This is a genomic window from Chryseobacterium amylolyticum, assembly GCF_051011775.1.
Taxonomy (GTDB): domain Bacteria; phylum Bacteroidota; class Bacteroidia; order Flavobacteriales; family Weeksellaceae; genus Chryseobacterium.
Map to the genome: position 1 here is coordinate 261,577 of NZ_JBPCHX010000002.1, position 25,742 is coordinate 287,318.

Below are 25,742 nucleotides of genomic sequence, written 5' to 3' on the forward strand. Positions count from 1 at the left end.
TACAAAAGCAGAGCGGTTAATATATTAAATTGCCTCGGTTGCTGACCGTTATTCAATTTCAATTTTGTTGTATGCTATCCAGCGTTTCAAATTTCCAACCATTCTTTTTAAATGATCTTCGTTAAGGAAAATATTCGTCCAATAGTTGAATCTGTCGCATTGTACGCTGATGTAATAGGTCATAATGGCTAAACAGGCGAAAGGTAAAAACTGCTTTTCTTCGTTGCTGATCTCAGTTACTGTTTCGTAACCTTTCAAAAAGCTTTCTGCCTTTTCCTGATATTCTTCTTCGTTTAAATGAGTGGCAAGTAACTGGAACATAAAATAAGAAATGTCAAAACATAAATACCCGTTGCCGGAAAAATCAAAGTCAAAAAATGTGATTTCCTTTTCATTATCAATGTGTAAATTATCAAACCAAACGTCAAGATGAACACTCCCATGTCTCATTTTCGATAGGTTGGTATTTTGGATTTTCAGCGTTAAAAAAGCAGAGAGTTTTTCTAAAAATTCAATTTCGATGATGTTTTTATGAAAGAATTCTTTTATTCTGGAAACAGGTTTTATAAGCAGGTTCTCACTATTGTAAGACATCCTTTCCAGTTCAAAACCTTCTGTCGATTGATGAACTTTGGCCAATGCCTGCCCGATGAGAAAACTTGTCTGAGATGAAAATTTTGCGGTCTTTGTTCCTTTGGCATATGAAAACAAAACGCCAAATCTTTTTCCTTCCGGTGCTTCAATTTCCTGAATGTACTCGTTTGATTTGTCTTTTATTGGATAAGCAACCTGCCGGTTATTTTCTTTTAAGTGAAGTAAAAGTCTTAGCTCTTCTTCAATTTCTGATTTTGTCCGCCAATCACAAGTGTAGACTCTAAAAACATATTTGACTTCGCTGTCGTGAACGATGTATAAATGGTTCATGGCAAGTCGAAATATGCTGCATTCAGTTTTGTCGCTTAATCCATATTGTTGTTGTATGAGTTTTCCAAGTGTATTTGGTGAAAGTGTGCTGTTTATCGTGGGAAATTTCTCTGGCATTAATTCTTCGTTATCTATGGTTATGGTTAGTTTTATATGAGTATAACACTCACACTTGTTTTTTATATTCCTGCACCTCCTGCAATTTCCAGTTCTTGTCCTTTCGTTGGCTGTCCGTCTAATATGGGCATTGCTTTCATGATAAGCTCTCTCACGCCCTCAATTTTTAAAGAATTGTCATGGTCGTCTTTGCTATCCCAGATTTCTGTAACATAAACAGAATTTGCATCATCCTTGTCATTACTAACTGCATACAGTTTACAACCTGTTGCCGTTGATACAAGTTGAGATGCTTGTATTAAAATATCAGCAAGCTCCTCTTTATGTCCTGATTTTAGGGTTAGTTTTCCATGAAGTAAATATTTGTTTTTCATATTTTCTGTAATTGCCTTTACAAATATATCCATTTATAAGGCAATTTTAAAAGTATCATTAATCAACTGGAAACAAAAAACCGTTCCACAAAAGCAGAACGGTTAGTATATTAAATTGTCTCAGCGACACGCTGTTACATCATTCCTGGCATTCCACCACCCATTGGCATAGCTGGTTCAGCGCTCTTCACTTCAGTGATAACACATTCAGTTGTTAGAAGCATTCCGGAAACAGAAGCTGCGTTTTCAAGGGCAACTCTTGTTACTTTAGTCGGGTCAATGATCCCTGCTTCAAGCATGTGAACGTACTCGTCAGTTTTCGCGTTGTATCCGAAGTCTCCGTTTCCTTCTGCTACTTTAGCAACGATTACAGAACCTTCACCCCCTGCGTTGGCAACGATTTGTCTTAATGGCTCCTCGATCGCTCTCTTCACGATTTTGATCCCTGTAGTTTCATCAGCGTTAGATCCTGAAAGATTGTCAAGTGAAGAAATTGCTCTTACTAAAGCAACACCACCACCGGCAACGATACCTTCTTCTACAGCCGCTCTTGTAGCGTGTAGGGCATCATCTACTCTGTCTTTTTTCTCTTTCATTTCCACTTCAGAAGCAGCTCCTACGTAAAGTACAGCAACACCACCAGCTAACTTAGCTAATCTTTCCTGAAGTTTCTCTCTGTCGTAGTCAGAAGTTGTAGTTTCCATCTGAGCTTTGATCTGAGCTACTCTTCCTTTGATTTTCGCTTCGTCACCACCACCGTTTACAACTGTTGTATTGTCTTTGTCGATGGTTACTTTCTCAGCAGTTCCAAGCATATCCAAAGAGATATTTTCCATTGTGAAACCTTGCTCTTCAGAGATCACCTGTCCACCTGTAAGGATTGCGATATCTTCTAACATTGCTTTTCTTCTGTCTCCGAATCCAGGAGCTTTTACAGCAGCAATTTTAAGGGAACCTCTTAGTTTGTTTACCACCAAAGTAGCTAAAGCTTCTCCTTCAACTTCTTCAGAGATGATCAATAAAGACTTACCACCTTGTGCAATTGGCTCAAGAACCGGTAACAATTCTTTCATGGAAGAGATTTTCTTCTCTACTAAAAGGATATATGGGTTTTCAAGTTCAGCTAGCATTTTCTCAGGATTCGTCACGAAGTAAGGTGACTGGTATCCTCTGTCGAACTGCATACCTTCTACAACGTCTACTGTTGTATCAGTACCTTTAGCTTCCTCTACAGTGATTACTCCTTCTTTACCTACTTTCCCGAACGCTTCAGCGATTAAAGAACCGATGGTATCGTCGTTGTTGGCAGAGATAGAAGCTACCTGCTTGATTTTTTCTGAAGAATCTCCAACCTCCTGAGATTGAGATTTAAGGTTTTCAACAACAGCAGTTACCGCTTTGTCAATCCCTCTTTTAAGATCCATAGGGTTAGCACCAGCCGCTACGTTCTTAAGACCTTCTCTTACGATAGCCTGTGCCAGTACAGTAGCGGTAGTAGTACCGTCTCCTGCGATATCGTTGGTTTTGGAAGCTACTTCTTTTACCATCTGAGCTCCCATATTTTCTACCTTATCTTCAAGTTCGATTTCTTTTGCTACAGAAACACCGTCCTTAGTTACGTGCGGAGCACCGAAAGATTTTTCGATCACTACGTTTCTCCCTTTAGGACCTAAAGTTACTTTTACTGCATTAGCCAATGCATCTACCCCTCTCTTTAGAGCGTCTCTTGATTCAATATCGAATTTTATTTCTTTTGCCATAATTTTTTATTGTATTAATGTACTTTGTACAATGTATTAATGATTTTGTATTCTGAAAATATCATTTTACATGAATACATTTTACTTTTTACAAATTAACCGATGATTCCCAATAAGTCAGCTTCTCTTACGATTAAGTAATCTTTCCCTTCTAACTTCAATTCAGAACCTGAATATTTACCATAAAGTACTTTGTCACCTACCTGAACCGTTGTAGGCTCGTCTTTTTTACCAGGACCTACTGCTACTACAGTACCTTCTTGCGGCTTTTCCTTTGCAGTATCCGGGATAATAATACCTGAAGCTGTTTTAGTTTCTGCTGCGATTGGCTCTACCAGAACTCTGTCTGCCAATGGTTTAAAGTTTACTGACATAATATATTTAATTTTTTAATTATTTCTGTCTTGAAATTCTCTAAATGTATGCCATGAGACGCCGATGGATGAAATGGCAGATTTTTATTTTCCGAATGTGAAAATTTGGCAGAAAATTATTTTTTGCGGGCCGGAATTCCGAAAAGATAGCTGGTTACTACAGGCACTACGAACAAAAGAACGGTAACGGCAGAAACTAAAACTTCCATGGTATGGCTGCCTAAGAATTGCGCGAATGCCGTGGCAGGGTAGAAGTGCTCATACAGAGATAAGCTTAGTTTAATTCCTAAAACAGCAATCACAATAAAAGCGGCAGTTTCCAGGAAAGGGAATACCTGCATAAGGCGTACAAACCACTGTGCAATAAATCTCATGGCTAAAATTCCTATAAAAACACCTATTGTAATCAGAAGTAAATTATCTGAAAAAGCAACTGCAGCAAAAACGTTATCTATGGAAAAAGCAAGATCCATCACTTCTACAATGGCCACCGTAGCCCAGAATTGCCCCAACAGTCCAATGGAATTTTTATACAGCCAGCTGGATTCTTTGTCTGGGGTTTCTTCCGGACTTTCATCATCACTTCTGTTTTTTATTTTTTTGATAAACCAGTCAACAGAAATATAGATCAGGTAAAGCCCTCCCAGTGGTTTCAGCCACCATACGGAAATCAGTACAGAAGCAAAAATAAGAGCCAGACCGCGGAACACATAAGCTCCGAGGATTCCGTATTTCAAAGCTTTTTTTCTTTGGTTTTCGGGAAGATCCATGACGATGGTAGCCAGTACGGCTGCATTGTCTACGGAAAGGAGGCTTTCAATAAGGATAAGGTTGCCGATAATGGCTATCGATTTTGCAGGGTTTTGTAACAGGTCATTGAAAAGGTGGGTGAAATCAGGAAACATCATTTTTTAAAGAAACAGTATTTTGGTTAAGTTTTGAAATAATGGCGGCAGAAACGGTAATGCCTATGAAGTTGGTGACAGATCTGGCCTCGTTCATAAAGCGGTCTATGCTGTATAAAAGGGCAAGATCTGTGGTGGGAATTTTTCCGAACCGGCTTAAGGTGAATATCAGGGCAAGGAAGCCTGACCCGGGAACACCCGAAGCTGTTTTTGAGGCAATTGAAATGGTGATAAAAAGCCAGAAATAATCTTTTACCGTAAGCGGAATATTATACAGCTGGACCAGGAAAATACAAGAGATTGAAAGATAGATGCAGGCTCCTGCCAGATTAAAATTATATCCCAGCGGAATAATAAGACGAAGAATTTTCCGGTCATATCCCTGTGATTCCATTTTATCAAAAATCATGGGGAATGCCGTCTTTGAAGAGGAAGTGGCTACTACCAGGATGATTTCTTCTTTGATGCTGATCAGAAAATCCCAGAGGTTAATTTTAAAATAAGCCGTTATAACCCCTAAGATCCCGAAAATAAAAAATACACTGGTAAGGTATACCGTGGCAACAATCTTACTTAACGGCAGCAAAGTATTAATTCCGTATACTGAAATTCCGTAAGCGATATTACAGAAAATAACGACAGGAAGAAAAATGTAAACATATTTGATAAGCTTGAAAAACAGATTTCTTCCCACGTCTATCGCTTTAAGAATGTTATTCTTCTTCTTCGAAAAACCAATCAGGACTCCCGCAGATATTGATATTAAAAGAAAAAGCACATAATTGCTGATATGTAAAGGATTGGTGGTCTTTGTTAAAAATCTCTCCGGAAGTACTTTATGGGAAGAAATAATAATTCCTGTATTGGCACCCGGCTTTAAAAGAAGCCCGGAACCAATTCCCAATACAATGCTGACAGAAGTAATGATCAAAAAATACAGTACCATCTGGCTTACAATTTTAAAAGCATTTCTGGTACTGAAAATATAGCTCACCCCATACATCACCGCAATGAAAATAACGGGAATGATCAAAACCTCAAGAAGCATGAAGAAGTAACTGCTCACCGTTTCCAGATGCTTACTGACTTCCGGAAAATAATAGCCGGTTAATGCCCCGCAGATAATCGCTGTGAACACATAAAGCGTAAGGTTTCTTAAATAGGAGTCTGTAAATGTTTTTTGCTTGTTAGGTTTCATCATTCACTTTTTATAGGGTAAGATTACGAAATTCAAAGATATAACCTTATATAATACCAAGAATCAATGCACTCACCAACATGATGAGGGATGATCCCAGGGCCCATTTCAATGTATATTTTAAGTGATCTGAAAATTCCACACCTGCCAGTGATACCAGCAGATAGGTAGACGGAACCAATGGGCTGAGAAGATGCGAGCCCTGCCCGATAAGACTTGCTCTTCCCAATATTTCAGGTGCAATTCCCAACTCATGTCCGGTAGCAACAATAATAGGCAGTATCCCGAAATAATAAGCATCATTGGACAGAAAAAAAGTAAACGGAATACTGAATAAAGCGGTTACGATATTCATATAACCTCCCCAGCTCCTGGGAACTATTTCTATCATACTGTTCCCCATCGCCTGCATAATACCTGATCCGTTAAGGATTCCCGTGAAAATTCCGGCTCCGAAAATCATTCCCGCTACGGATAATGCATTTCCTGCATGTTTGGAAATTATTTTCTGCTGGTCTTTCAATTTGGGATAATTGATGATGGAGGCAATACAGAAAGCAATCATAAAGGCAATTCCCAATGGAACAATATCCAGGATCATAACCACTAAAAGGGTAATGGTAAGGGCCAGATTGATCAGGATGAGTTTCGGGCGGCGGAGTGCAGGATCTGCTTCCCCAATAATATCATTGCTGTTGTAACCTGTAAATTTACCATGCTTTGCAATTCTTATTTTTTCTTTTCTGCCTAAAATATAGGCAACAAATATAACCCACAGGATGCCTATTGCCATAATTGGAATCATCGGAACAAAGATTTCAGTGTGTCCCAGCTTCAGGGAGCTCATTACCCTTGCTGTGGGGCCTCCCCACGGAAGAATATTCATAATCTGTCCGGCAAGCATAATGATGCAGGTAAGAATCAGGGGATTCATGCCCTGTTTTTTGTACAGCGGAAGCATTGCGGCCACTACAATTAAATAGGTGGATGAGCCGTCACCATCCAATGAAACCAATGCGGTAAGAACAGCGGTTCCTATTGTTGTTTTAATGGGATTATCCCCAACGGCTTTTAAAATTATATTGACAAGAGGTTCAAAAAGCCCCGTATCTATCATTAAACTGAAATATAGGATCGCAAAGATCAGCATAACGCCGGTCAGAGCTATTTCTTTGACACCGTTTTTCATCATATCTCCGAGTTGTGGGCCAAAACCCGCAATGAGAGCAATGGCCACAGGAACAATGACCAACGCTGTAAGCGGAGTCATCTTTTTGTTCATGATGAGAATCATGAAGATGAAAATCATTAGAAAACCAAGAAATGTAAGCATAGTTGTATGTAAATATTAATGAAGTTATTGTTGTTTCTTTTTTCTCCAGTCAAAACTGTTTCTGAAACCTATGAAGCCGTAATTACTTGTTTTCTGGGTTTCCAGCTGATTGATAAAGGCAAGCTCCAACGCAGAATTTTTTCCTAATTTTATTCCAAGACCTGCGGTAATACGATTGCTGTCGAAAGGTTCTAGCTTATCAACATTCATTCTTATTTCATTTTTAAGAATACCGTAGAGTCTTTCTTTTTCTCCTTTTTTATTGAAAGGAATCCGGACCGAGATCAGGTATCTGATTCTTACCTCGAATTCATCCGGATTACTGATAAAACGTTCTTCTACTCTAAGACGGTTGGAGATTGACGTTCTGCCGATGTAATAATCAGCGGTTACCTGTTGGAAAGGTCTTTTTTCATATCTTATCTTTTTAGAATCGTTGGCATTATAAGATTCAAGGATCAGAAACATGGCCCCTGCAGCAGGCTTTATATTTTCCACCACTTCATAGTCTACATAGGCATTCACCAGAAAAAGTCTTGTATCATAAGCCAGGTCGAAGGAACGGTATTGGGTAAGAGCTGTTAAAGTACTTTTATCGGTAATCTTTGCCGACATCAGGTACTGAAACCACATATTATAATTATCTTTACTCTGACTATAAAGTCTGTTGAATAAGCATAATGATAAAATAAGGGTTAATTTTATATTAATTTTCATATAATATTGGGTTAATATTGTACTTTTTCAAATATATTTATTAGAAAGAGTGGCGCTGGAATTTTTCAATCAATGACAGTTTTTCTCAACAAACTGCATTTTGAGGCAAAAAGATATTTATATTTGATGCGTTTCAAAATAAGGTAAGGGCTATGTTTTTAATCATTAATTTTATTATTATATTATTGATTATCAGGATTTTATTTAGTGGTAAAATTCTGGAAAGCCTTATGGAGTACCGTTGGAAATTTTTGCTGAGGTTTCAGCACATTTTTTTCCTTTTTATCTTCATTCTGATGACTTATTTCACCGAAAACTACTTCCTGGATTCAACTCAGCTGGTAATAAGTATTTTTTTGAATACCATTTTCAATGTGGGAATTTATTATCTGGTATACTATTATCTGGTTCCCCGGTTTTATTTATCCAATAAATATCCCGAGTTTATTCTCTATGCTTTGATCTGCTTTCTGGTGTCCAGCCTTTTCAGGATTCTGTGGGAGCCTGCAGTTTTCCAGATGGATTTCAGCGGAAAGGGCTATCATATAGGCTTTCTGTATAATGTATATATCTCGCAGGGCATTGTCATTCTTGTGGGGTCTTTTCTGGGAATTACCAAAGACAAATTTCTAATAGAACAGGATGTAATCAGCCTTGGAGAAGAGAAAGACCAGCTTTATCTTGATTTGCTGAAATCTAAGCTGAACCCCCACTTTTTGCTGAATACCCTTAATAATATATATGCGAACAGTTTTACCCGTTCGGAGAAGACTTCGGATTCCATTTTGCAGCTGAGCAGGCTTCTTAAGTATATTATTTATGACAGCGGAAAAGAAAAAGTAACGGTTTCCCAGGAATTTTCTTCACTGAAAGCACTTGCAGCCTTATACCAGCTTAAATATGATAACCAGCTGGATATTGTAATGGATATTGAAGATCAGGAAGAGTTTGATATTGTTGAAATTCCTTCTGCTGTATTTCTTACTTTATTTGAAAATGCTTTGAAACACTCTGCAATAGGAGAAGATCCTGATGGTTTTATAAAACTGTTCTGTAAAATTGAGCGTTCTGAGCTGTATTTTGAAATTATTAATTCTGTCGGGAAAGATAGAAGTAATCCGGTTGAATCAGATTATCACGGGCTGGGTAATGAAGCAATTATTCATATATTGGAAAAGTTTTATGCGGATCAGTATGAATTTTATTCCGGACCGAAATACAGTGATCAATATAAAATTGCCTTAAACATTATTATAAATGGCTAATCTGACTATCGTTAATGTAGATGATGAATATCCTGCATTACAGCTTGTAAAACAATATTGCGCCCAGCTTGAAGATGTTCAGCTGCTGGCTTCATTTCAGAAGCCGGAAGAGGCGCTGGCTTTCCTGAAAGCGAACACAGTGGATCTGGTTGTTTTTGATATCAATATGCCGGGAATCAATGGGGTAGAGCTTTTGCAGCAGCTTCCCGATCCGCCGCTGTGTATTTTCCTTACCCTGGAAACAAAATATGCAGTGAAGGCATTTGAGCTGGATGTTGTTCATTATCTCATCAAGCCTGTGGATTTTGAGACTTTTAAAAAAGCGGTTAATAAAGCAAGGGATTTTGTTCAGTTTAAAAGTTCAGCCAGCAGCCAGCAGCAGGAAGATTATATTATGTTCAAATCCAATTATGTCATGAATAAAGTTTTTCTTAAAGATATACTCTGGATACAGGGTTTCGGGGAATACATTGTATTGATGACGCCATTGAAAAAATATATGATTCTGGAGAGAATGTCCAATTTTGAAGAGAAATTCCAGCATTTCGGGTTTATCAGAATCCATAAGTCTTATATTGTATTGTCAGGTCATATCAGTTCCTATAATTCCAGCCATGTTTTTCTGAAAAACGGAGAAGAGCTTCCGCTGGGGCGCACTTATAAAAAGAATATCAAAGCATTTTTAAGTTAAAAAAGAAAGCCGGAAATTTCCCGGCTTTACATTGTTTTCAGATGACTGAATTACGGACAATACTGCCCGGGACCGATCCATAGAATACATTGTCCTTTGTAATTGTACTCGCAGCAAAAACGTCCTGCTGCTCCGCCATTGATAGATTTCTGAGCATCTCTGCTTAATAATTTGGCATTTTTCATAGTTAAAATATTTTGGTTTGTACATCCTGAGCGTTTAATGTCAATCAGGATTTTGACACTTGATGTAAAAAGAAGTAAGTCAAAGATACTATTTTTCCTTGTAATGTGATATATTTTTTGCTGATAATTTTTGCGGTAAAATTTTAATTATCAGTTATTAATGGCTTTTATTCGACATCCCAGAGATTGAGAATATAAATAGAAAAGCCGGACATTTCCGGCTTTATTTTAATTGTTATGAGATAACGGACTAAGGGCAATTTTGTCCCGCTCCGATCCATAAAGTACATTTTCCGTTTTCGTCGCGTTCGCAGCATACGAGTCTGGCAGTAAGTCCGCCATTGATTGTCTTCTGAGCATCTCTGCTTAATAATTTGGCATTTTTCATAAGTAATATTTTGTTTTTTTATCCTGAACATTTATTGTCAATCAGGACTTTTGACATTTTGTGCTGATGGTAAATCAAATATAAATATTTTTAAATCAGGTTGTTATAGACAGAAATAACGTGTCGGTATCTGCAGTAATTTACCGGATTGTTTCCAAAGACATTTTTCTTCCTGCCATATCCATATCCTGCTTTTCAATTTTCCTTGTTATAGTATCAATATAATATGTTGTGATAGCAGTTCTGTTACTGATATCATCATTCGTTTTTACCATCCAGACCGGTTTTCCGTTGTATTCTGTTTTTTGGGTATCCAGAATGTAAGCCTTCATCATGCCTTTTTTCTCAGATTTAGGGTTATAGTCAAAAATGGAAATTTCTGCAGTATAATTTTCTTTTAAAGGAAGATATCTTATGAGCATTGCGTAACTGCTGCTGTCAAAATAATCCGTTGCAGGAATTTCAATGATCTCTTTTTTCTGGGATTTTTTATCCAGGTAATAGCCGGTGACTTTATCTTTCCCGGATTTGAGGACCATATCTCTGTTTACATTGTAAGAAGAATGATAAACGGGCTCGAAGTCTGATATTTTTACAAGGGTAGAATCGGTCCACTTGGCATCCGGGGCCTGTTTCATTTTTACCGTTGTTCTGATCAGGAGATCCGATTTGTTCAGCTTTTTGATTTCTGTCATAATACTTCCGATCTCTGTTTTCGTATCGGCATTCCCGGCATACCAGACAGCTTCAGAAGTCTCATTTCTGATCAGCTTTGGATTAATCCCTGGTTTTTTCGGACTCAGCAGGTTCTGGGCAAAAAAATTAGCACTGCTTAGTATTAAAAGGAAAAGAATGGTTCTCATAATCTTTTTAATAATAAGTAGTGCTATATCTGTTAAAAGTTACAACCTGTTGGTTTTTAACTCTTTCCTGCTGCCTGCATCGGATTGACCTTTCCGGTGGAACCTCCTCTCACAGGGGCTCCGTCCTGTTTTTGTTTGAAGAGCTGGAATTTGGAACTTTCAGTACCTGATCCGGTGCTGCTCCAGAAGTTGTTGGTCGTATCAATATCAGCAGTCTCTCTCATCGGGTCAAGCTGAATTGATTTTACTTTTTTATCAAAATAATAGGTCTTGGAAACTTTTTGCTCATTCAGCCTCCAGATCTGTGCTGCAGATTTATCATACAATTTAGAGCCGTCCTCAAAAGTAAACTCAAGGATGATGGGCATTACCAGGCCTCCTTTGTTGACAAAATCAATCTGGTATCCAGTAATATTTTTAAATTTCTCTTTATCCTTCGCATCTAAAGGAAGACCCGCTTCTGTTTTAATGGTGTATTCCTTATTATTATCTACCTTTTCCTGACCTCTGTCATATTTGTAATAGAAATCCTGGACTTCTTTATCAGTATCCACATAGAATTTAATATTCTTGTCTTCTCTATTTCTGATTTTTGAAAGGTCTTCAAAACTGTTTACCAAAGGCTTTTCAACCTGGTATTTTACTTCAGCGGCAACCTTTGGATTGGTCTCAAGATCAGGAACTGCTACCGTTACTTTATCAATGGCAATATCTACAGGATCTGTCCCGTAGAACCAACCTCTCCAGAACCAGTCGAGATCCTCACCGCTGGCATCTTCCATGGTACGGAAAAGGTCTGCAGGTTCAGGATGTTTGAAAGCCCATCTTTTGGCATACGTCTTAAATGCTTTATCAAAAAGCTCTCTTCCCATGATGGTTTCACGAAGAATATTTAATCCTGTAGCTGGCTTTGAATATGCATTCGGGCCGTACTGAACAATATTTTCAGAGTTGCTCATGATAGGTTCCAGCTGGTCTTTCGGTAGTTTCATATAATCTACAATAGTCCATGCCGGTCCTCTTTTGGAAGGGAATTTATTATCCCATTTTTCTTCTGTAAGATATTCTGTAAAGGTATTCAGGCCTTCGTCCATCCATGCCCATTGTCTTTCATCAGAATTGATGATCATCGGGAAGAAGTTGTGTCCCACTTCGTGGATGATTACTCCGATCATTCCGTTTTTGGTTCCTTCGGAATAGGTACCGTCTTTTTCAGTTCTACCGAAATTGAAACAAATCATCGGATATTCCATCCCGTTGGCAGCTTCTACAGATTGTGCCACCGGATACGGATACGGAATGGTAAATTCCGAATAGGTCTTAATCGTGTGGGCAACAGCTTTTGTGGAAAACTTCCTGTAAAGACCGTAAGATTCCTTTGGATAGAAACTCATAGCCATAACCTTATTATTGTTTTCAGGAATTGTCACGCGCATTCCGTCCCATACGAACTTTCTGGAAGAAGTCCATGCAAAATCACGAACATCCTTGGCTTCAAAAAACCATGTTTTTCTCTGTTTGGAATGATTTTTCTCTGCTTTTTTAGCTTCGTCCAATGTTACGATTTCAATTGGTTCAGAAGCATTTTCAGCTTTTCTGTATCTTGAAAGCTGATCAGAGGTTAATACCTGATCATAATTTTTACATTCTCCTGTTCCGCCAACAATGTGATCAGCAGGTACATTGATTGAAACTTTAAAGTCTCCGAAAACCAAAGCAAATTCACCTCTTCCGGTAAACTGATGGTTCTGCCAGCCCTGGAAATCACTGTACACACACATTCTTGGATACCATTGTGCCATTGTGTACAAGTCGTTGCCGTCCTCAGGGAAATTTTCATAACCGCCGCGGCCTCCCATTTTCATTCTGTTGGAGATATTGTAGTTCCAGTCTACTTTGAAAACCAATTTTTCTCCCTTTTTCAAAACTTTAGGAAGGTCAATACGCATCATGGTTTTATTCACCGTATATTTCAAAGGATTTCCTGAAGCATCCGTTACTTTTTCAAGAATGACTCCATAGCCGTTATCCTTAACCGGAAGCTCTGTTACTTTAAGCTGCTGGTCAGTTGTTGAAGGACGAAGAACAGATGATGTATCATACCCTGCATTTCTGATGTTTGAATGTTCGTTTTCATCAAGCTGCAGCCAGATATAATCCAGATCATCCGGAGAATTGTTGTAATAGGTCACTGTTTCTGAACCTTTCAGATTTCTTTTATCCTCATCCAGATAAGCGTTGATATTGTAATCGGCCCTGTTCTGCCAATATCCGTGGCCGGGAGCTCCTGAAGCTGTCCTGTAAATGTTGGGTGTTGGCAGAATAGTTCCCAGCTGCTCAAACTTATTACCGTGATTGCTGCCCGGGTTATTCTGAATATTTTGTGCGGTGAAACCTGTATATGCAAATACAGAAAGTGAAAGTATGGCAACTTTTAGTTTCATAACCGAAAATGATTTATTAATGATCAAAGATAACAATAAGCTGTTGAAATAATGAAAATATTTAACTTTTAAAAAGGAATCCTTTCCAAAGTCATTTTTAAGGATAAAGCGAACACCCCGGAAGAGACAAACAGAATCCAGTCTTTTTTGTTCACCTTAAAAAGATTGAGAAGAATGAACAGGATCATCAAAATAGCAAATACTATTACAATTTGACCAAGCTCCAATCCGATATTAAAGCCAAGCAGAGGTAAAGCGATACTCTGGCTTTTGGCGATCATCACCCTTGCTGTATTGGCAAATCCCATTCCATGAACAAGACCAAAGATAAGCGCGAGGTAGTAATTGGCCCGCATTAAGGTCTGTTTCTGATTTTTCATAATAATATTATCCAAAGAAGTGAGAACAATAGTAAGGGGAATTAAAAACTCAACCCAGTCTGAAGGAACCCTGAACACATCCAGGACACTTAAAGCCAATGTAATGGAATGTCCGATCGTAAATGCGGTGACAAGAATCAGGATTTTTTTCCAGTCACTGTAAGAATAAACAGCAATAAGTGCCAGCACAAAAAGCTGGTGATCCAGAGCATCCAGAGAAATAATATGCTCCCATCCAAGGTTTAAATAAAAAAGGAAATCCTGCATTTTGATTAAAAATTTTTTACAAAAGTAAACATTTCATAAGGAGGATCGGACCTTCATAGAGGGATACTGCAGCTTTTTACGCTTTTTACAGGAATTAAAAAACGGATTCCGGTTTTGATTGTCATTCAAAAACAGACAGGACAGGTATTAGTGAATAATGCCTTCTTTTGAAGGAACTGTCTCTATAACTGTTGCTTTTTTTATATTTGCGGTAAAAATAAGTGCATGCCGGGTAAGTTTTTTTGGAGTTTTCTTTTATTATTAACAGTCGTATTTCAGAGTTTTGTAAGTGATGATGTGCATCCTTATCATGTGGGTTCTGTGGAAATTAATTATAATTCAAAATCCAGAACATTTGAAGTGACAGGAAGGTTCTTTCTGGACGACATGGAAAACGGATTAGGTAAAAAATATGGCGGAGCTTTTCATTTTAACGATGAAAAATATAAGGCCAGGCTGAATGAAGCCCTGCCAAAATACTGTTCAGAATATTTCAAATTAAAAGCTGATAACAAATTCTTGAAAGTAAATTATATCGGCTATGAAGAAGATCAGGAATCTGTAAATGTATATCTTGAATCTGAACCGGTAGCTACTCCTAAAAAAGTAGAAACTGCAGTAAGTTTTCTGTATAACCTTTTTGATGACCAGATCAACATTGTTCATATTATTGTGAATGGACAAAGGAACAGTGAAAAACTTACCTATCCCAACCGTTATCTTTATAAGCAGTTTTAATTCTCCAGTTGCAGCAACGTATTGATTCCTTTTGTATGGGCAAGCAGATCAGGAAAAAAGTCATCATAACATTGCTGAAGACGATCTTTATTTTTTAAGAAAGCTTCAAATACGGGAATGTCTTTATCCAGATATTTGGCTTTATTCAGTACATTCTGAATACTGAATTTAATTCCCCAGTCTTCACGGTAATTATAGAGCCAGTCGTCCTGTTCCATTTTAATGAGCATCTTTTTAAAGTTTTCAGGAAGCCATTGCTCATGTGCATTCAAAACACTGTAAACATGGAGGGAATGAGCTTTCCATTCTGCCAGTGAATTAAGGGAAAGGTCTCCCGCTACAAAATGATCCATAGAAACATCCACAAATGCACCGGCATACAATCTTACCAAAGGAGCAAAAACTTTTTTGGCTTCGTGAATAGCAGGGTGGGAATCCGTAAAGGTATCAATTGCCCTGTGTAAGGTAATACCATCCTGAATATCTTTCGGGAAAGAAAAACGGTCTTTGTTGCGGATGAAATCTTCGAGAAACTGCCCCACGATCTGCCCGTCGGTAAAAGAAAGAAAGGAATGTGCCAGATAATTCATAACTTAAAGGTATGAATTAAATGTGAATGTTTGATACCAGTGAATAGTGAATCCGCTTCACTTGTGAATTTTTATCCGGACCCAATTGACCATAGACTTGCGCAGCAAAATTGGCCGTTCACTAAAAAAGTCTTTCATGAAAATCCTCAATCTTGCTCACTTCTTCAATCTTAATTCCGAATTTTCTTTTCGGGATTTTATTCAGATTGGAAACAAATATTTTTTCATAACCCAGTTTTTCCGCCTCAGTAATTCTCTGCTCAATCTGGGCTACCGGACGTATCTCCCCACTTAAACCGATTTCTCCGGCAAAGCAGTAGTGTTCTGAAATCGCAATATCTTCATTGGAAGAAAGAACAGAAGCAATGACGGCCAGATCCAGTGCCGGATCGTCTGTTTTGATCCCTCCGGTAATATTCAGGAAAACGTCTTTAGCACCCAACTGGAATCCGGCTCTTTTTTCCAGTACAGCTAAAAGCATATTCAGCCTTTTTGAATCAAAACCGGTAGAGCTTCTTTGAGGGGTACCGTAAACGGCTGTGCTTACCAATGCCTGTATTTCAAGAAGCATAGGTCTGTTTCCTTCCAGGGTTACTGCAACGGAGTTTCCTGAAAGTTCTTCAAATTTCTTGGTGATCAGAATTTCGGAAGGATTTTTAATCTCTTTTAATCCCTGTGAGATCATTTCATAAATCCCGATTTCTGAAGTAGAACCGAAACGGTTTTTATTGGCTCTCAATAACCTGAACAGGTGATTCCGGTCTCCGTCAAAATTCAGAACAACATCTACCATATGTTCCAGAACCTTGGGCCCGGCAATTTGTCCGTCTTTGGTAATGTGGCCTACAAGGAATACCGGAATATTGTTTTCTTTGGCATATTTGATGATCTCATTGGAGCATTCCCGGATTTGAGATACGGTTCCCGGAGAGCTTTCTATCAATTGGGACTGCAATGTCTGAATAGAATCAATGATCATAAAATCCGGTTCCAGCTTTTTTGCCTCATGAAGAATTTTCTCCAGTGAAGTTTCGGTAAAAAGGAAACAGTTCGGATTTTGAATATCTGTAAGCCTGTCTGCCCTCATTTTAATCTGGGAAGCACTTTCTTCCCCCGAAACATAGAAGATTTTTTTCTTCATTTTCAAAGCAAGCTGAAGCAGCAGGGTAGATTTTCCGATGCCGGGCTCGCCGCCAATCAAGGTAACGGAACCCAAAACGATTCCGCCTCCCAATACGCGGTTCAGCTCTTCGGAAGGAGTTTTTATTCTTGGTTCCTCACTCGTTTCCACTTCAACAATATTAATCACATGTTGTTTGGTTTTTGAGAAAGGAGGTGTTTTATGGGAAGGTTTTTCCACCACTTCTTCCACTAAGGTATTCCATTCTCCGCAGTTTTTACATTGTCCCATCCATTGAGGGTACTGGGTACCACAGTTTTGACAGAAGTATGCTGTTTTCAGTTTTGCCATACTGCGAAGTTATAAAAAAGCATTTTCTTTCAGAATAATCTGTTTGAATTTATATTAAAAACTAATGTGCTGAGGTAGAAATATCTTTCATATCTTAGCTTCATTCAATAAAATATTAATGTAAAATATTATTACAATGAAAAAAGTATTTTTATCTTTCGTATTTACGCTTTTAAGTATTGTTGCTTTTGCACAGGGAAGCTGGCAGGTAGACCAGATGCATTCTTCGGTTAATTTTAATATTAAACATATGGGAATCAGCTTTGTACAGGGGAGATTCGATAAATTTGACGGAAGAGCAGCCACCGGCGGCGCTAATCTGGATAATGCCGATTTAAGCTTTGCTATCAGTGTTTCCAGTGTTAATACCGGAGTGGATATGAGAGACAGACATCTTATAAGCGAAGATTTTTTCGATGTTGCCAAACATCCTCTGATTGAATTTAAAAGTTCTTCCGTAACAAAAGATAAAAACAACAATTATATCGTTAAAGGAAAACTGACAATAAAAGGGGTGGAAAAAGAAATCAGCGCACCTGTGACATTCGGGGGTGTTACGAAAAATAAAGACGGAAAAGAAGTAATGGGAATTCAGACAAAGTTTACGGTAAACCGCCTGGATTATGGAATCAAATATGATCCGACTGGGGCAGGAGTCGCGAAAGATGTTGAAGTAGCAGCTTACTTTGAACTGGTGAAGCAGTAATATTTTCCAACGATACATAATAAAAAAGGTTTTCCATTTGATCGGAAAACTTTTTTTATTGTTAAATTAAATTTTTACTCAGGTTTTATAGTTATTTGAGCCGTATTTTTATATTTCAAAATGTAAATAATTGCTTTGTATTTCTTTTTCCCCTAACTTTGCACAAACCTAATCTAATGAGTAAAAAGAATACAAAGTACATCTTTGTGACAGGAGGTGTAACTTCATCTTTGGGAAAGGGAATCGTTTCTGCTTCTCTGGGACTTCTACTAAAATCACGCGGCTTTAATGTAACGATCCAAAAATTAGATCCTTATATCAATATCGACCCGGGAACTTTGAATCCTTATGAACACGGAGAGTGTTATGTGACTGAAGATGGTGCGGAGACGGATCTGGATTTAGGCCACTACGAGCGTTACCTTGATGCTCCTACATCCCAAAACAACAACGTTACTACAGGAAAAATTTACCAGACTGTCATTGAAAAAGAAAGAAAAGGAGATTTCCTTGGAAAAACAGTTCAGGTAATTCCTCATATTACTAACGAAATCAAACGTAGAATTAAGATCCTTTCAAAACAGAACTACGATATCATCATTACTGAGATCGGTGGAACTGTGGGGGATATCGAGTCTTTACCATACATTGAAACTGTTCGTCAGCTTAAATGGGAATTGGGAGAAAGTAATTCTATGGTCATCCACCTGACTTTACTGCCTTACCTGGCATCAAGTGGAGAATTAAAAACAAAACCATCCCAGCATTCCGTTCGTCAGTTAATGGAAAGCGGAATCATGGCAGATGTATTAGTGTGCAGAACAGAACATAAAATCCCTAAAGATCAGAGAGCAAAGCTGGCGCAGTTCTGTAACGTTCCTTTAGACAATGTAATCGAGTGTAAAGATCTTGAAACGATCTATGAGGTTCCAATGTATCTTCAGAAGCAGAACTTCGATGATGTAGTTTTGAAAGCGCTGGATCTGAAAAGTGATAAAGATGCTGATCTTAAAGACTGGAAGAGTTTCCTTAAAAAATTCCAGAATCCTAAGAAAACCGTTGAAATTGCTTTGGTTGGAAAATATGTTTCCCTTCAGGATTCATACATTTCAATTGCTGAAGCTTTCAAGCATGCTGGTGCAGACCTTGAAACTGAAGTAAAAGTAAGATGGGTATACAGTGGAGACATCACTGAAGAGAATATCAAAGAAACTCTGAAAGGAGTGAATGGTATCCTTGTAGCTCCAGGTTTCGGAGACAGAGGAATTGAAGGAAAAGTGCTTACGGCAAAATATGCAAGAGAAAATAAAATTCCAATGCTGGGAATCTGTTTAGGGATGCAGATCATGACAGTTGAATTTGCCAGAAATGTTTTAGGACATACAAAAGCGAACTCTATGGAATTTGACACTGCTACTCCGGATCCTGTTATTTCTTTAATGGAAGAACAGAAAAATGTTGTAGATAAAGGTGGTACAATGCGTCTTGGAGCATGGAAATGTGCTTTGAAAAACGGTTCCAGATTATATGATATCTACGGAAGCAAAAATATTTCTGAAAGACACCGTCACCGTTATGAATTCAACAGTGATTATCTTCAGGAGTTTGAAAAAAATGGTTTCCTTGCTACAGGGACCAACCCTGAGACAGGCTTGGTAGAAGCCCTTGAGCTTCCTGATCATCCGTTCTATATAGGGGTTCAGTATCACCCGGAATATAAGAGTACGGTAGCAACACCGCATCCTTTGTTCAGAGCTTTCATTAAGGCTTGCGAAAAGAAATAAGGTAAATATTTATCATAAACGTCTATACATAAACTCAGGCTGATTATTCTCAGCTTGAGTTTATTATATAGTAACAACGTAAAGCATAGAGTTTTGATAAAAAAACAGTATTTTTGTCAGCTCAAATTACATACACCAGTATGTACATTTTAAACGTAAAATTTTAATATAAAATAAAATGCAACAAAACAACGGAATCGATAAGAAGCAGATGATTAGTTTCGCGGTTTTATGCCTTGTTCTATTCGGCTTTATGTTCTATTTCCAGAACAAACAAGCAAAGGAAGCGGAGCTGAAAGCTCAGGAGCAGAAAACGGAACAGGCAAAAAATGCCGTAAAGCAAACTCAGGCAACCAATATCAATCCAAATGTAACTCCTAACGCCATCCAGACAGCAAGTCTTGGAAATAATGAATTGAAACTTGAATTTTCAAGCTTGGGAGGACAGGTTTCTAAAGTAGAGCTTTTAAAATATAAAGCCTACAACCATAAAACAGACAATGCGGATCAGCCTCTTTATCTGATCACTAAAAATAATTCAAACTACGGTTTTCAGTTTAAAGATAAAACAGGGAAGACCGTTAATACTAAAGATTTAGTTTTCTCACCTACTGTTAATGGAAATGCTGTAACGCTGACTGCGGATTATAATGGTGCTGTAATTCAGTTTATTTATACGTTACTTCCAAAATATACCTTAGACTTTAAAGTAAGAACTCAGGGACTTTCTAAAATTACTTCTGACAATAAAGCAGATTTTATCTGGGATTATAATGTAAGAAACTTAGAAAAAGGTAGAGCTCAGGAGCAGTCTCACTCAGAATTTTCGTATGCTTTCAATAATTATAAAGATTACGATTATGACGGAAGAACGACAATGGATGAGGAAAAAGAAACCCTTAACTGGATTGGTATAAAGCAGCAGTTTTTCTCTTCTGTTATTGAAGCTAAAAATGGATTTACTCAAAGTAAAGGAAACCAGGAAAATGTTGAAGAAGGAGAATATCTGAAAAAATTCAACTATGAAGGTTTTGTTCAGATGACCGGAAGTGAGCTGAATCAGGATTTTACATGGTATTTTATGCCATTGGACTTACCGTTGCTTAAATCTTATGATAAAAACTTCGATGAGATTCTTCCTTTAGGCTGGTCGTTTATCGGAGCAATGAACCGTTATTTCTTCATGTGGTTGTATAGCATTATCGCTGCGTGGGGATTATCTGCAGGTTGGGTGATTTTTGTAATGACCATCATTGTAAAACTGATTCTTTCGCCAATTATGTATAAGCAGCATAAGCTGAGTGCGATGATGAAGGTAATCCGTCCGGAAATTGATGAAGTAAATGCGAAGTTCAAGGATGCTGATCCAATGAAGAAACAGCAGGCTACAATGGAAGTTTACAGAAAGGCCGGAGTGAATCAGATGGCGGGATGCTTGCCTGCATTGGTTCAGATTCCTATTTTCTATGCATTATTCCGTTTCTTCCCGAACTTTATTGACCTTAGAGGGCAGGGGTTCTGGTTTGCAAAAGATTTAACGGCTTATGATGACTTGATCAAGCTTCCGTTTAAAGTTCCTTTCCTTGGAGATCACTTGAGTATTTTTGCATTGGCTTGTACGATTGTTATTTTGATCTATACGGTAATGACCTCAGGAAATATGCAGCAGCCTCAACAGGAAGGAATGCCAAATATGAAGGTACTAATGTATATTTTCCCGATTACATTCCTGTTCTTCCTTAATACTTCGGCTTCAGGTCTTTCTTGGTATTATTTCGTGTCGAATGCGATTAACATCTTAATTATCCTGGTGATTAAATACGTGATTCTGGATGAGAAGAAAATCCATGCTCAGATTCAGTCTAACAAGGAAAAACCGAAAGCAGAAGGTAAGTTCCAGAAGAGAATGAGAGAGATGATGGAGAAAGCTCAGGAGCAGCAGAAAGCTCAGGAACAGCAAAGAAATAAAAAGAAATAATTCTTATAATAATATGTAAAGAGCAGCAATTTTTTAATTGCTGCTCTTTTTTATGTGGGTTTTTATTTAGAATCATTTTAAATTTTCAATCAGGCTATGAGAATTTAATAATTGAGAATCAGCTGTTTTCAGTCATATTTCAATCTGAAAGATTGTCTGTGATATACCGTTGGACCGTGCTTTATAAGGGCTTCCTGGTGTTTTTTTGTAGCATAGCCAAAATTAGTGTCCCAGCCATATTCAGGGTGCTCTTCGTGAAGCTGGATCATGAGTTTATCTCTGTAGTTTTTAGCAAGGATAGATGCCGCAGCGATAGATAATACTTTAGAATCTCCTTTGATAATGCACTGGTGCGGAATATAATTATAGGGATGAAATTTGTTCCCATCAACCAAAATAAGTTCCGGAGTTATAGTGAGCTTATCCAAAGCACGGTGCATGGCATGAATACTTGCATTGAGAATATTATGTTCATCAATAAAGGAGGCAGGAAGCTCTGCAATAGCGTAATTTTTTACATTGTCCTTGATATAACTATCCAATTCCATGCGGGTTTTGAATGTTAGTTTTTTAGAATCATTAACTAAATTTTGTTCAAAACGTTCATCTAAAATTACCGCAGCAGCTACCACCGGACCGCTTAAACATCCTCTTCCTACTTCATCACATCCGGCTTCGATGTAAAGGTTTGACCAGTTTTTTATTAGCTCCATATTGTTTGAATACCAATCGCAAAATTAAATAAAACAAAAATATTAATCCAATGTTTGTTTAATGATTTATAAAATGAAATTATTATTAAGCTTATTTTACGCTTGATTTTTAATATTTTAGATTAACACTTCTTGCTGAAAAGCGGTTTTTTTTTGATAATAATGTTATTATTTGTGATTGTTTATATTATTTCACTTTTTTAGTGAAGATTTAAATATTGATTTATAATATTCATAATACTATTGTTTCATTTTTTTTAAACAATTAAATTGATTTATGTATTTGTAAATCAATTAATTATTTTTTCAAATAATTGCTATTTTGGTTTAAAAAAACAATGTAAAATAGCATTGTGATATTAAAAATAATATAATTTAATATTGTTTTTGAATTTATTAAAAACAATATTTTTAACAAATAATGTTGCTGTATTTCTTTATTTTTTTATTGATTATTGAAAATTTTAATTTTTTTTAAGAAATCTCTTTGTATTTTTAAGAAAGTTTTACAAATTTGTAGCCTGTAAAAAATAATTGAATTCGATATGAAGAAATTAACTGCAAGTGTATTTGCGGTAGTACTATCATCATCATTTGTGATGGTATCAGCCCAAAACACTAAAGATACTCTAAAGACCAAAAATATAGAGGAGATCGTTGTTACGGGTGCCTTAGGTATTAAGAAAAAAGCTGATGCTGTTACAAATGCCCAACAAATAGTAAGTACTAAAGAACTTAATCAGGCTGCTGCACCAGGGGCAGTTCAGGCATTAACAGGAAAAGTATCTGGGCTTCAAATTACCAACACAAACAGTGCCGTAGATCCAAGTTTTAAAATTATTTTGAGAGGGTCAAAATCAATTACTGGTAATAATCAAGCTTTGGTTGTTATTGATAATGTGATTTCAGATGCTGCAGTTTTAAACTCTTTACCTCCAGAAATTATTCAAAGTGTAAATGTTATTAAAGGGTTGCAAGGAGCTGCTTTATATGGTTCTCAAGGGGTAAACGGAGCTATTATTGTTACAACTAAAAGAGGAACGAAATCTGAAAAAATTCAGGTTAATTTAACTTCTGCTGTTGAAGTAACTCAAGGATTTAAATATCCACTTATTCAAAAGAAATATGGAAAAGGAGTTCAGGATGACAGTTATAGTGATGCTGATTATGGTGGTACAAACTATGTGCCATGGGAGAACATGTCTTGGGGAGCTGCTTATGACTATCCAGGGTTTGGAGGGACATTGGTTCCAAGTGGTTTACCACAAGCAAATGGTAAATTTATATACGAAAATTATTCTCCTGTAAAAGATCATTTTTCGAAATTTTTCACCAATGGTGTTAGTTTCCAAAATGGTGTTAGTGTGAATGCTGGTGGTTCTGATGGTTATGCATTTATGTCAATCAACAGGCTAGATAATGCTTTTGTTGTTGATGGGGATAAAATGAGACAAAATAACTTCTTGTTCAAAGCAGGGAAGAAGCTTGGGAAATTAAGAATTGATGGTCAGTTCAATTATATAGGAAGATTGGTTAATAAAACTGATTCAGGTATATATGACGATATCTTGCAAATGCCATCTACTAATGACATTAGAAAATATAGAAATTCTGGAATCGGGGGATATCTTACTGCTTATTCTACTAACCCTTACTGGACAGTGGAGCATGCAAGATATAATACTAACAGAGATTATCTAAATGGTATATTGTCATTACAATATGAATTTAATAAGCATATCAACATTAGCTATACAGGAAATTTAAATCTTACTAAAACTCAGCAGGATAACTGGAATGATGGTTCAACTGGAATTATCAGTTATTCTAACACAGGAGTTCCATTCTTAGATTCTCACACTTTGAATCAATTCGGATCTCCAGATGTTACAGCTTATTATTTCAACAGAATATACAACGATAGAAAATACTATGGAGATTTAATGTTAAATTTCGATTATGATTTAACATCAGATTTGAACTTGAAATTTAACCTTGGAAATAATATTCAAGATAGTTATTCTACTGCAAGAACTGTTGGGGGAACAGGATTATTTATTCCAGGATGGTATAACTATAATAATGTATCCAATCCATCTCAATATGGAAGTACGGATGCTCAGGCAGATGGTGGATATATGGATAATTATACTACCAGAAACAGAGTATTTGCCGGATTTGCCAATTTGGATTTAGCCTATAAAGATTATTTATTCCTAAATGGGACTTTCAGATATGAAAAGAATTCTGTTTATACTGTAAATAGCAGAGATCCTCTTACAAACAACAGATTGACAAATAATAAAGCGTATTCTTATTATTCAGTTGGGGTGTCTTTTATTCCGACTAAAGCTTTTGATTTTGGAGGCAATGTACTAAACTATATGAAAATTGCACCAAGTTTCACAAAGGTAGGAAACTCATCTGGTATAAATCCATATAACGTTAATGCTACTGGTATCATCCCTACAGGTTATCCTTTCGGACCTATGCCTTCATACATTATGTCTACATCTATCACTAATCCTGGTGTTAGACCTGAGTTTGTAAATACTTTTGATCTAAACCTTGCGTTAGGTTTCTTAAAAGATAGAATTACCTTGGAAGGGTCTGTTTACCAATCTACTACGCAGGATTTGATTAGTAGTATCACTCCTTCGAACACATCTGGATTATCTTCTTATAGAGATAATATTGGGAAGTCTAGAATGAAAGGTTTTGAAGTTGATTTGGGAATAACTCCAATCAAAACACAGGATATTACTTGGAATCTTCATGCAGGTTATGCAATGTCTAGAACAAAATTATTAGAATTAAGCAGTGGTGCAGAGAGAGTTCCAATCTTGACGTATACCACTCCTTCAGTTGGTTTAGCAGCAGTAGTAGGTGAGAATTTCTATTCAATTGTTGGAACAACTTATCAGAGAGATCCAAATGGTAACATTATTGTAAATTCTAATGGGGTACCATTAGTAAACTCTGCAACAAAAGTATTAGGAAGTTTAAATCCTGATTATACGATGACATTTAATACTTCTTTCAGATATAAAGCATTTACATTATCGGCGGTAGCGGATTATCGTAAGGGAGGTAAGTTTGTATCATTTACAAAAAGATTGTTGGCATTTACTGGAGGGCTTGAAGAAACAGCAAGCCAGGACAGAACTCAAGGTTACGTTGTGCCAGGTTCTGTGCAGCTTGTTAATGGCTCATATGTTCCAAATTCAACACCTGCTTATGGTGATGATTATAATGGTGCAACGACATATTGGTCTGGGTCAATTTACAGAAATGTTGGAGAAAATTTAGTAGTAGATGCTACTGCATTTAAAATTAGAGAAATTGCGGTATCATATGATGTTCCAAAATCTGTTTTAAATTCTACCTTCATAAATAGCCTTAGTTTGAGCTTGTATGCTAGAAACCCAATTATTATTTATTCTAAAGATAATAGAAACTTTGCAGACCCTGAAACAGCAAGTAGTAACGATAACGCTGCGGGAATTGCTTTAACGACTCAATATCCTACAACAAGAACCTTTGGTTTTAAAATTAACGCAACTTTTTAATTAAGAAA

The 25,742-nt window shown here is 37.0% G+C and carries 23 protein-coding genes; 7 read left to right on the forward strand and 16 right to left on the reverse strand.

Annotation, left to right across the window (positions count from 1 at the left end; all coding sequences use genetic code 11):
* Nucleotides 1-48 precede the first annotated feature (48 nt).
* From ACR1PO_RS06380 to ACR1PO_RS06415, 8 genes are all read right to left on the reverse strand, one after another.
* Nucleotides 49-924: a phosphotransferase gene (locus ACR1PO_RS06380; RefSeq protein WP_433986221.1), complete on the reverse strand. Its 876-nt coding sequence runs from the start codon at nucleotides 922-924 to the stop codon at nucleotides 49-51.
* 179 nt (nucleotides 925-1,103) lie between these two features.
* Entirely contained in the window at nucleotides 1,104-1,448 is a 345-nt protein-coding gene (locus ACR1PO_RS06385) for a putative quinol monooxygenase (RefSeq protein ID WP_433986222.1), read from the reverse strand.
* Between the two features lie 101 nt (nucleotides 1,449-1,549).
* Nucleotides 1,550-3,175 carry a chaperonin GroEL gene (gene groL / locus ACR1PO_RS06390; RefSeq protein ID WP_131435985.1) on the reverse strand — a complete coding sequence of 542 codons (1,626 nt, stop codon included), beginning with the start codon at nucleotides 3,173-3,175 and terminating at the stop codon, nucleotides 1,550-1,552.
* 95 nt (nucleotides 3,176-3,270) lie between these two features.
* The gene (locus tag ACR1PO_RS06395; RefSeq protein ID WP_002976538.1) at nucleotides 3,271-3,549 is read right to left on the reverse strand and encodes a co-chaperone GroES; all 279 of its coding nucleotides are present in this window, start codon (nucleotides 3,547-3,549) and stop codon (nucleotides 3,271-3,273) included.
* Nucleotides 3,550-3,665: 116 nt separating this feature from the next.
* On the reverse strand, nucleotides 3,666-4,457 hold the full coding sequence (locus ACR1PO_RS06400) for a TerC family protein (protein WP_433986223.1): 792 nt from the start codon (nucleotides 4,455-4,457) through the stop codon (nucleotides 3,666-3,668).
* A complete protein-coding gene (locus tag ACR1PO_RS06405) occupies nucleotides 4,444-5,655 on the reverse strand; it encodes a cation:dicarboxylate symporter family transporter (protein WP_433986224.1) in 1,212 nt (403 codons plus the stop codon). The genes ACR1PO_RS06400 and ACR1PO_RS06405 overlap by 14 nt, the downstream gene beginning before the upstream one ends.
* A 43-nt stretch (nucleotides 5,656-5,698) precedes the next feature.
* Complete coding sequence (locus tag ACR1PO_RS06410; protein ID WP_433986225.1) at nucleotides 5,699-6,985, reverse strand: CitMHS family transporter; 1,287 nt, start codon at nucleotides 6,983-6,985, stop codon at nucleotides 5,699-5,701.
* Between the two features lie 24 nt (nucleotides 6,986-7,009).
* The gene (locus tag ACR1PO_RS06415; protein ID WP_433986226.1) at nucleotides 7,010-7,702 is read right to left on the reverse strand and encodes a DUF2490 domain-containing protein; all 693 of its coding nucleotides are present in this window, start codon (nucleotides 7,700-7,702) and stop codon (nucleotides 7,010-7,012) included.
* A 296-nt stretch (nucleotides 7,703-7,998) separates the two neighbouring features.
* On the opposite strand from ACR1PO_RS06415, the gene ACR1PO_RS06420 reads away from it, so the two are divergent.
* Both ACR1PO_RS06420 and ACR1PO_RS06425 read left to right on the forward strand, forming a co-directional pair.
* On the forward strand, nucleotides 7,999-8,967 hold the full coding sequence (locus tag ACR1PO_RS06420) for a sensor histidine kinase (protein WP_433986227.1): 969 nt from the start codon (nucleotides 7,999-8,001) through the stop codon (nucleotides 8,965-8,967).
* Nucleotides 8,960-9,658, forward strand: a complete 699-nt coding sequence (locus ACR1PO_RS06425; RefSeq protein WP_433986228.1) for a LytR/AlgR family response regulator transcription factor — start codon at nucleotides 8,960-8,962, stop codon at nucleotides 9,656-9,658. The genes ACR1PO_RS06420 and ACR1PO_RS06425 overlap by 8 nt, the downstream gene beginning before the upstream one ends.
* A 50-nt stretch (nucleotides 9,659-9,708) precedes the next feature.
* Here ACR1PO_RS06425 and ACR1PO_RS06430 read toward each other — a convergent pair whose 3' ends face one another.
* The 5 genes from ACR1PO_RS06430 to ACR1PO_RS06450 all read right to left on the reverse strand — a co-directional run bounded on the left by ACR1PO_RS06430 (nucleotide 9,709) and on the right by ACR1PO_RS06450 (nucleotide 14,185).
* Nucleotides 9,709-9,843, reverse strand: a complete 135-nt coding sequence (locus tag ACR1PO_RS06430; protein ID WP_262484685.1) for a hypothetical protein — start codon at nucleotides 9,841-9,843, stop codon at nucleotides 9,709-9,711.
* Between the two features lie 250 nt (nucleotides 9,844-10,093).
* Nucleotides 10,094-10,231 carry a hypothetical protein gene (locus tag ACR1PO_RS06435; RefSeq protein ID WP_332385798.1) on the reverse strand — a complete coding sequence of 46 codons (138 nt, stop codon included), beginning with the start codon at nucleotides 10,229-10,231 and terminating at the stop codon, nucleotides 10,094-10,096.
* A gap of 140 nt (nucleotides 10,232-10,371) precedes the next feature.
* On the reverse strand, nucleotides 10,372-11,094 hold the full coding sequence (locus ACR1PO_RS06440) for a DUF3108 domain-containing protein (protein WP_332385799.1): 723 nt from the start codon (nucleotides 11,092-11,094) through the stop codon (nucleotides 10,372-10,374).
* Between the two features lie 56 nt (nucleotides 11,095-11,150).
* Complete coding sequence (locus ACR1PO_RS06445) at nucleotides 11,151-13,538, reverse strand: M1 family metallopeptidase (RefSeq protein WP_433986229.1); 2,388 nt, start codon at nucleotides 13,536-13,538, stop codon at nucleotides 11,151-11,153.
* A 68-nt stretch (nucleotides 13,539-13,606) separates the two neighbouring features.
* On the reverse strand, nucleotides 13,607-14,185 hold the full coding sequence (locus ACR1PO_RS06450; RefSeq protein WP_131435968.1) for a HupE/UreJ family protein: 579 nt from the start codon (nucleotides 14,183-14,185) through the stop codon (nucleotides 13,607-13,609).
* Between the two features lie 225 nt (nucleotides 14,186-14,410).
* Here ACR1PO_RS06450 and ACR1PO_RS06455 point away from each other — a divergent pair, with 225 nt between their 5' ends.
* Nucleotides 14,411-14,923 carry a DUF6702 family protein gene (locus tag ACR1PO_RS06455; protein WP_433986230.1) on the forward strand — a complete coding sequence of 171 codons (513 nt, stop codon included), beginning with the start codon at nucleotides 14,411-14,413 and terminating at the stop codon, nucleotides 14,921-14,923.
* Here the strand turns inward: ACR1PO_RS06455 and ACR1PO_RS06460 are convergent.
* The gene (locus ACR1PO_RS06460) at nucleotides 14,920-15,513 is read right to left on the reverse strand and encodes an acyl carrier protein phosphodiesterase (RefSeq protein WP_433986231.1); all 594 of its coding nucleotides are present in this window, start codon (nucleotides 15,511-15,513) and stop codon (nucleotides 14,920-14,922) included. The genes ACR1PO_RS06455 and ACR1PO_RS06460 overlap by 4 nt on opposite strands.
* Before the next feature lie 121 nt (nucleotides 15,514-15,634).
* The gene (radA, locus tag ACR1PO_RS06465) at nucleotides 15,635-16,984 is read right to left on the reverse strand and encodes a DNA repair protein RadA (protein WP_433986232.1); all 1,350 of its coding nucleotides are present in this window, start codon (nucleotides 16,982-16,984) and stop codon (nucleotides 15,635-15,637) included.
* A gap of 136 nt (nucleotides 16,985-17,120) precedes the next feature.
* Here radA and ACR1PO_RS06470 point away from each other — a divergent pair, with 136 nt between their 5' ends.
* The 3 genes from ACR1PO_RS06470 to yidC all read left to right on the forward strand — a co-directional run bounded on the left by ACR1PO_RS06470 (nucleotide 17,121) and on the right by yidC (nucleotide 21,452).
* The gene (locus ACR1PO_RS06470) at nucleotides 17,121-17,690 is read left to right on the forward strand and encodes a YceI family protein (RefSeq protein ID WP_433986233.1); all 570 of its coding nucleotides are present in this window, start codon (nucleotides 17,121-17,123) and stop codon (nucleotides 17,688-17,690) included.
* Between the two features lie 176 nt (nucleotides 17,691-17,866).
* Nucleotides 17,867-19,474, forward strand: coding sequence for a CTP synthase (gene pyrG / locus ACR1PO_RS06475; protein ID WP_433986234.1), 1,608 nt, complete (start codon nucleotides 17,867-17,869; stop codon nucleotides 19,472-19,474).
* 178 nt (nucleotides 19,475-19,652) lie between these two features.
* Nucleotides 19,653-21,452: a membrane protein insertase YidC gene (gene yidC / locus ACR1PO_RS06480; RefSeq protein ID WP_332385803.1), complete on the forward strand. Its 1,800-nt coding sequence runs from the start codon at nucleotides 19,653-19,655 to the stop codon at nucleotides 21,450-21,452.
* A gap of 128 nt (nucleotides 21,453-21,580) precedes the next feature.
* On the opposite strand, the gene rnhB is transcribed toward yidC, so the two are convergent.
* The gene (rnhB, locus tag ACR1PO_RS06485) at nucleotides 21,581-22,165 is read right to left on the reverse strand and encodes a ribonuclease HII (RefSeq protein WP_332385804.1); all 585 of its coding nucleotides are present in this window, start codon (nucleotides 22,163-22,165) and stop codon (nucleotides 21,581-21,583) included.
* Nucleotides 22,166-22,710: 545 nt separating this feature from the next.
* On the opposite strand from rnhB, the gene ACR1PO_RS06490 reads away from it, so the two are divergent.
* The gene (locus ACR1PO_RS06490) at nucleotides 22,711-25,734 is read left to right on the forward strand and encodes a SusC/RagA family TonB-linked outer membrane protein (RefSeq protein ID WP_433986235.1); all 3,024 of its coding nucleotides are present in this window, start codon (nucleotides 22,711-22,713) and stop codon (nucleotides 25,732-25,734) included.
* The last annotated feature ends 8 nt before the right edge of the window (nucleotides 25,735-25,742 follow it).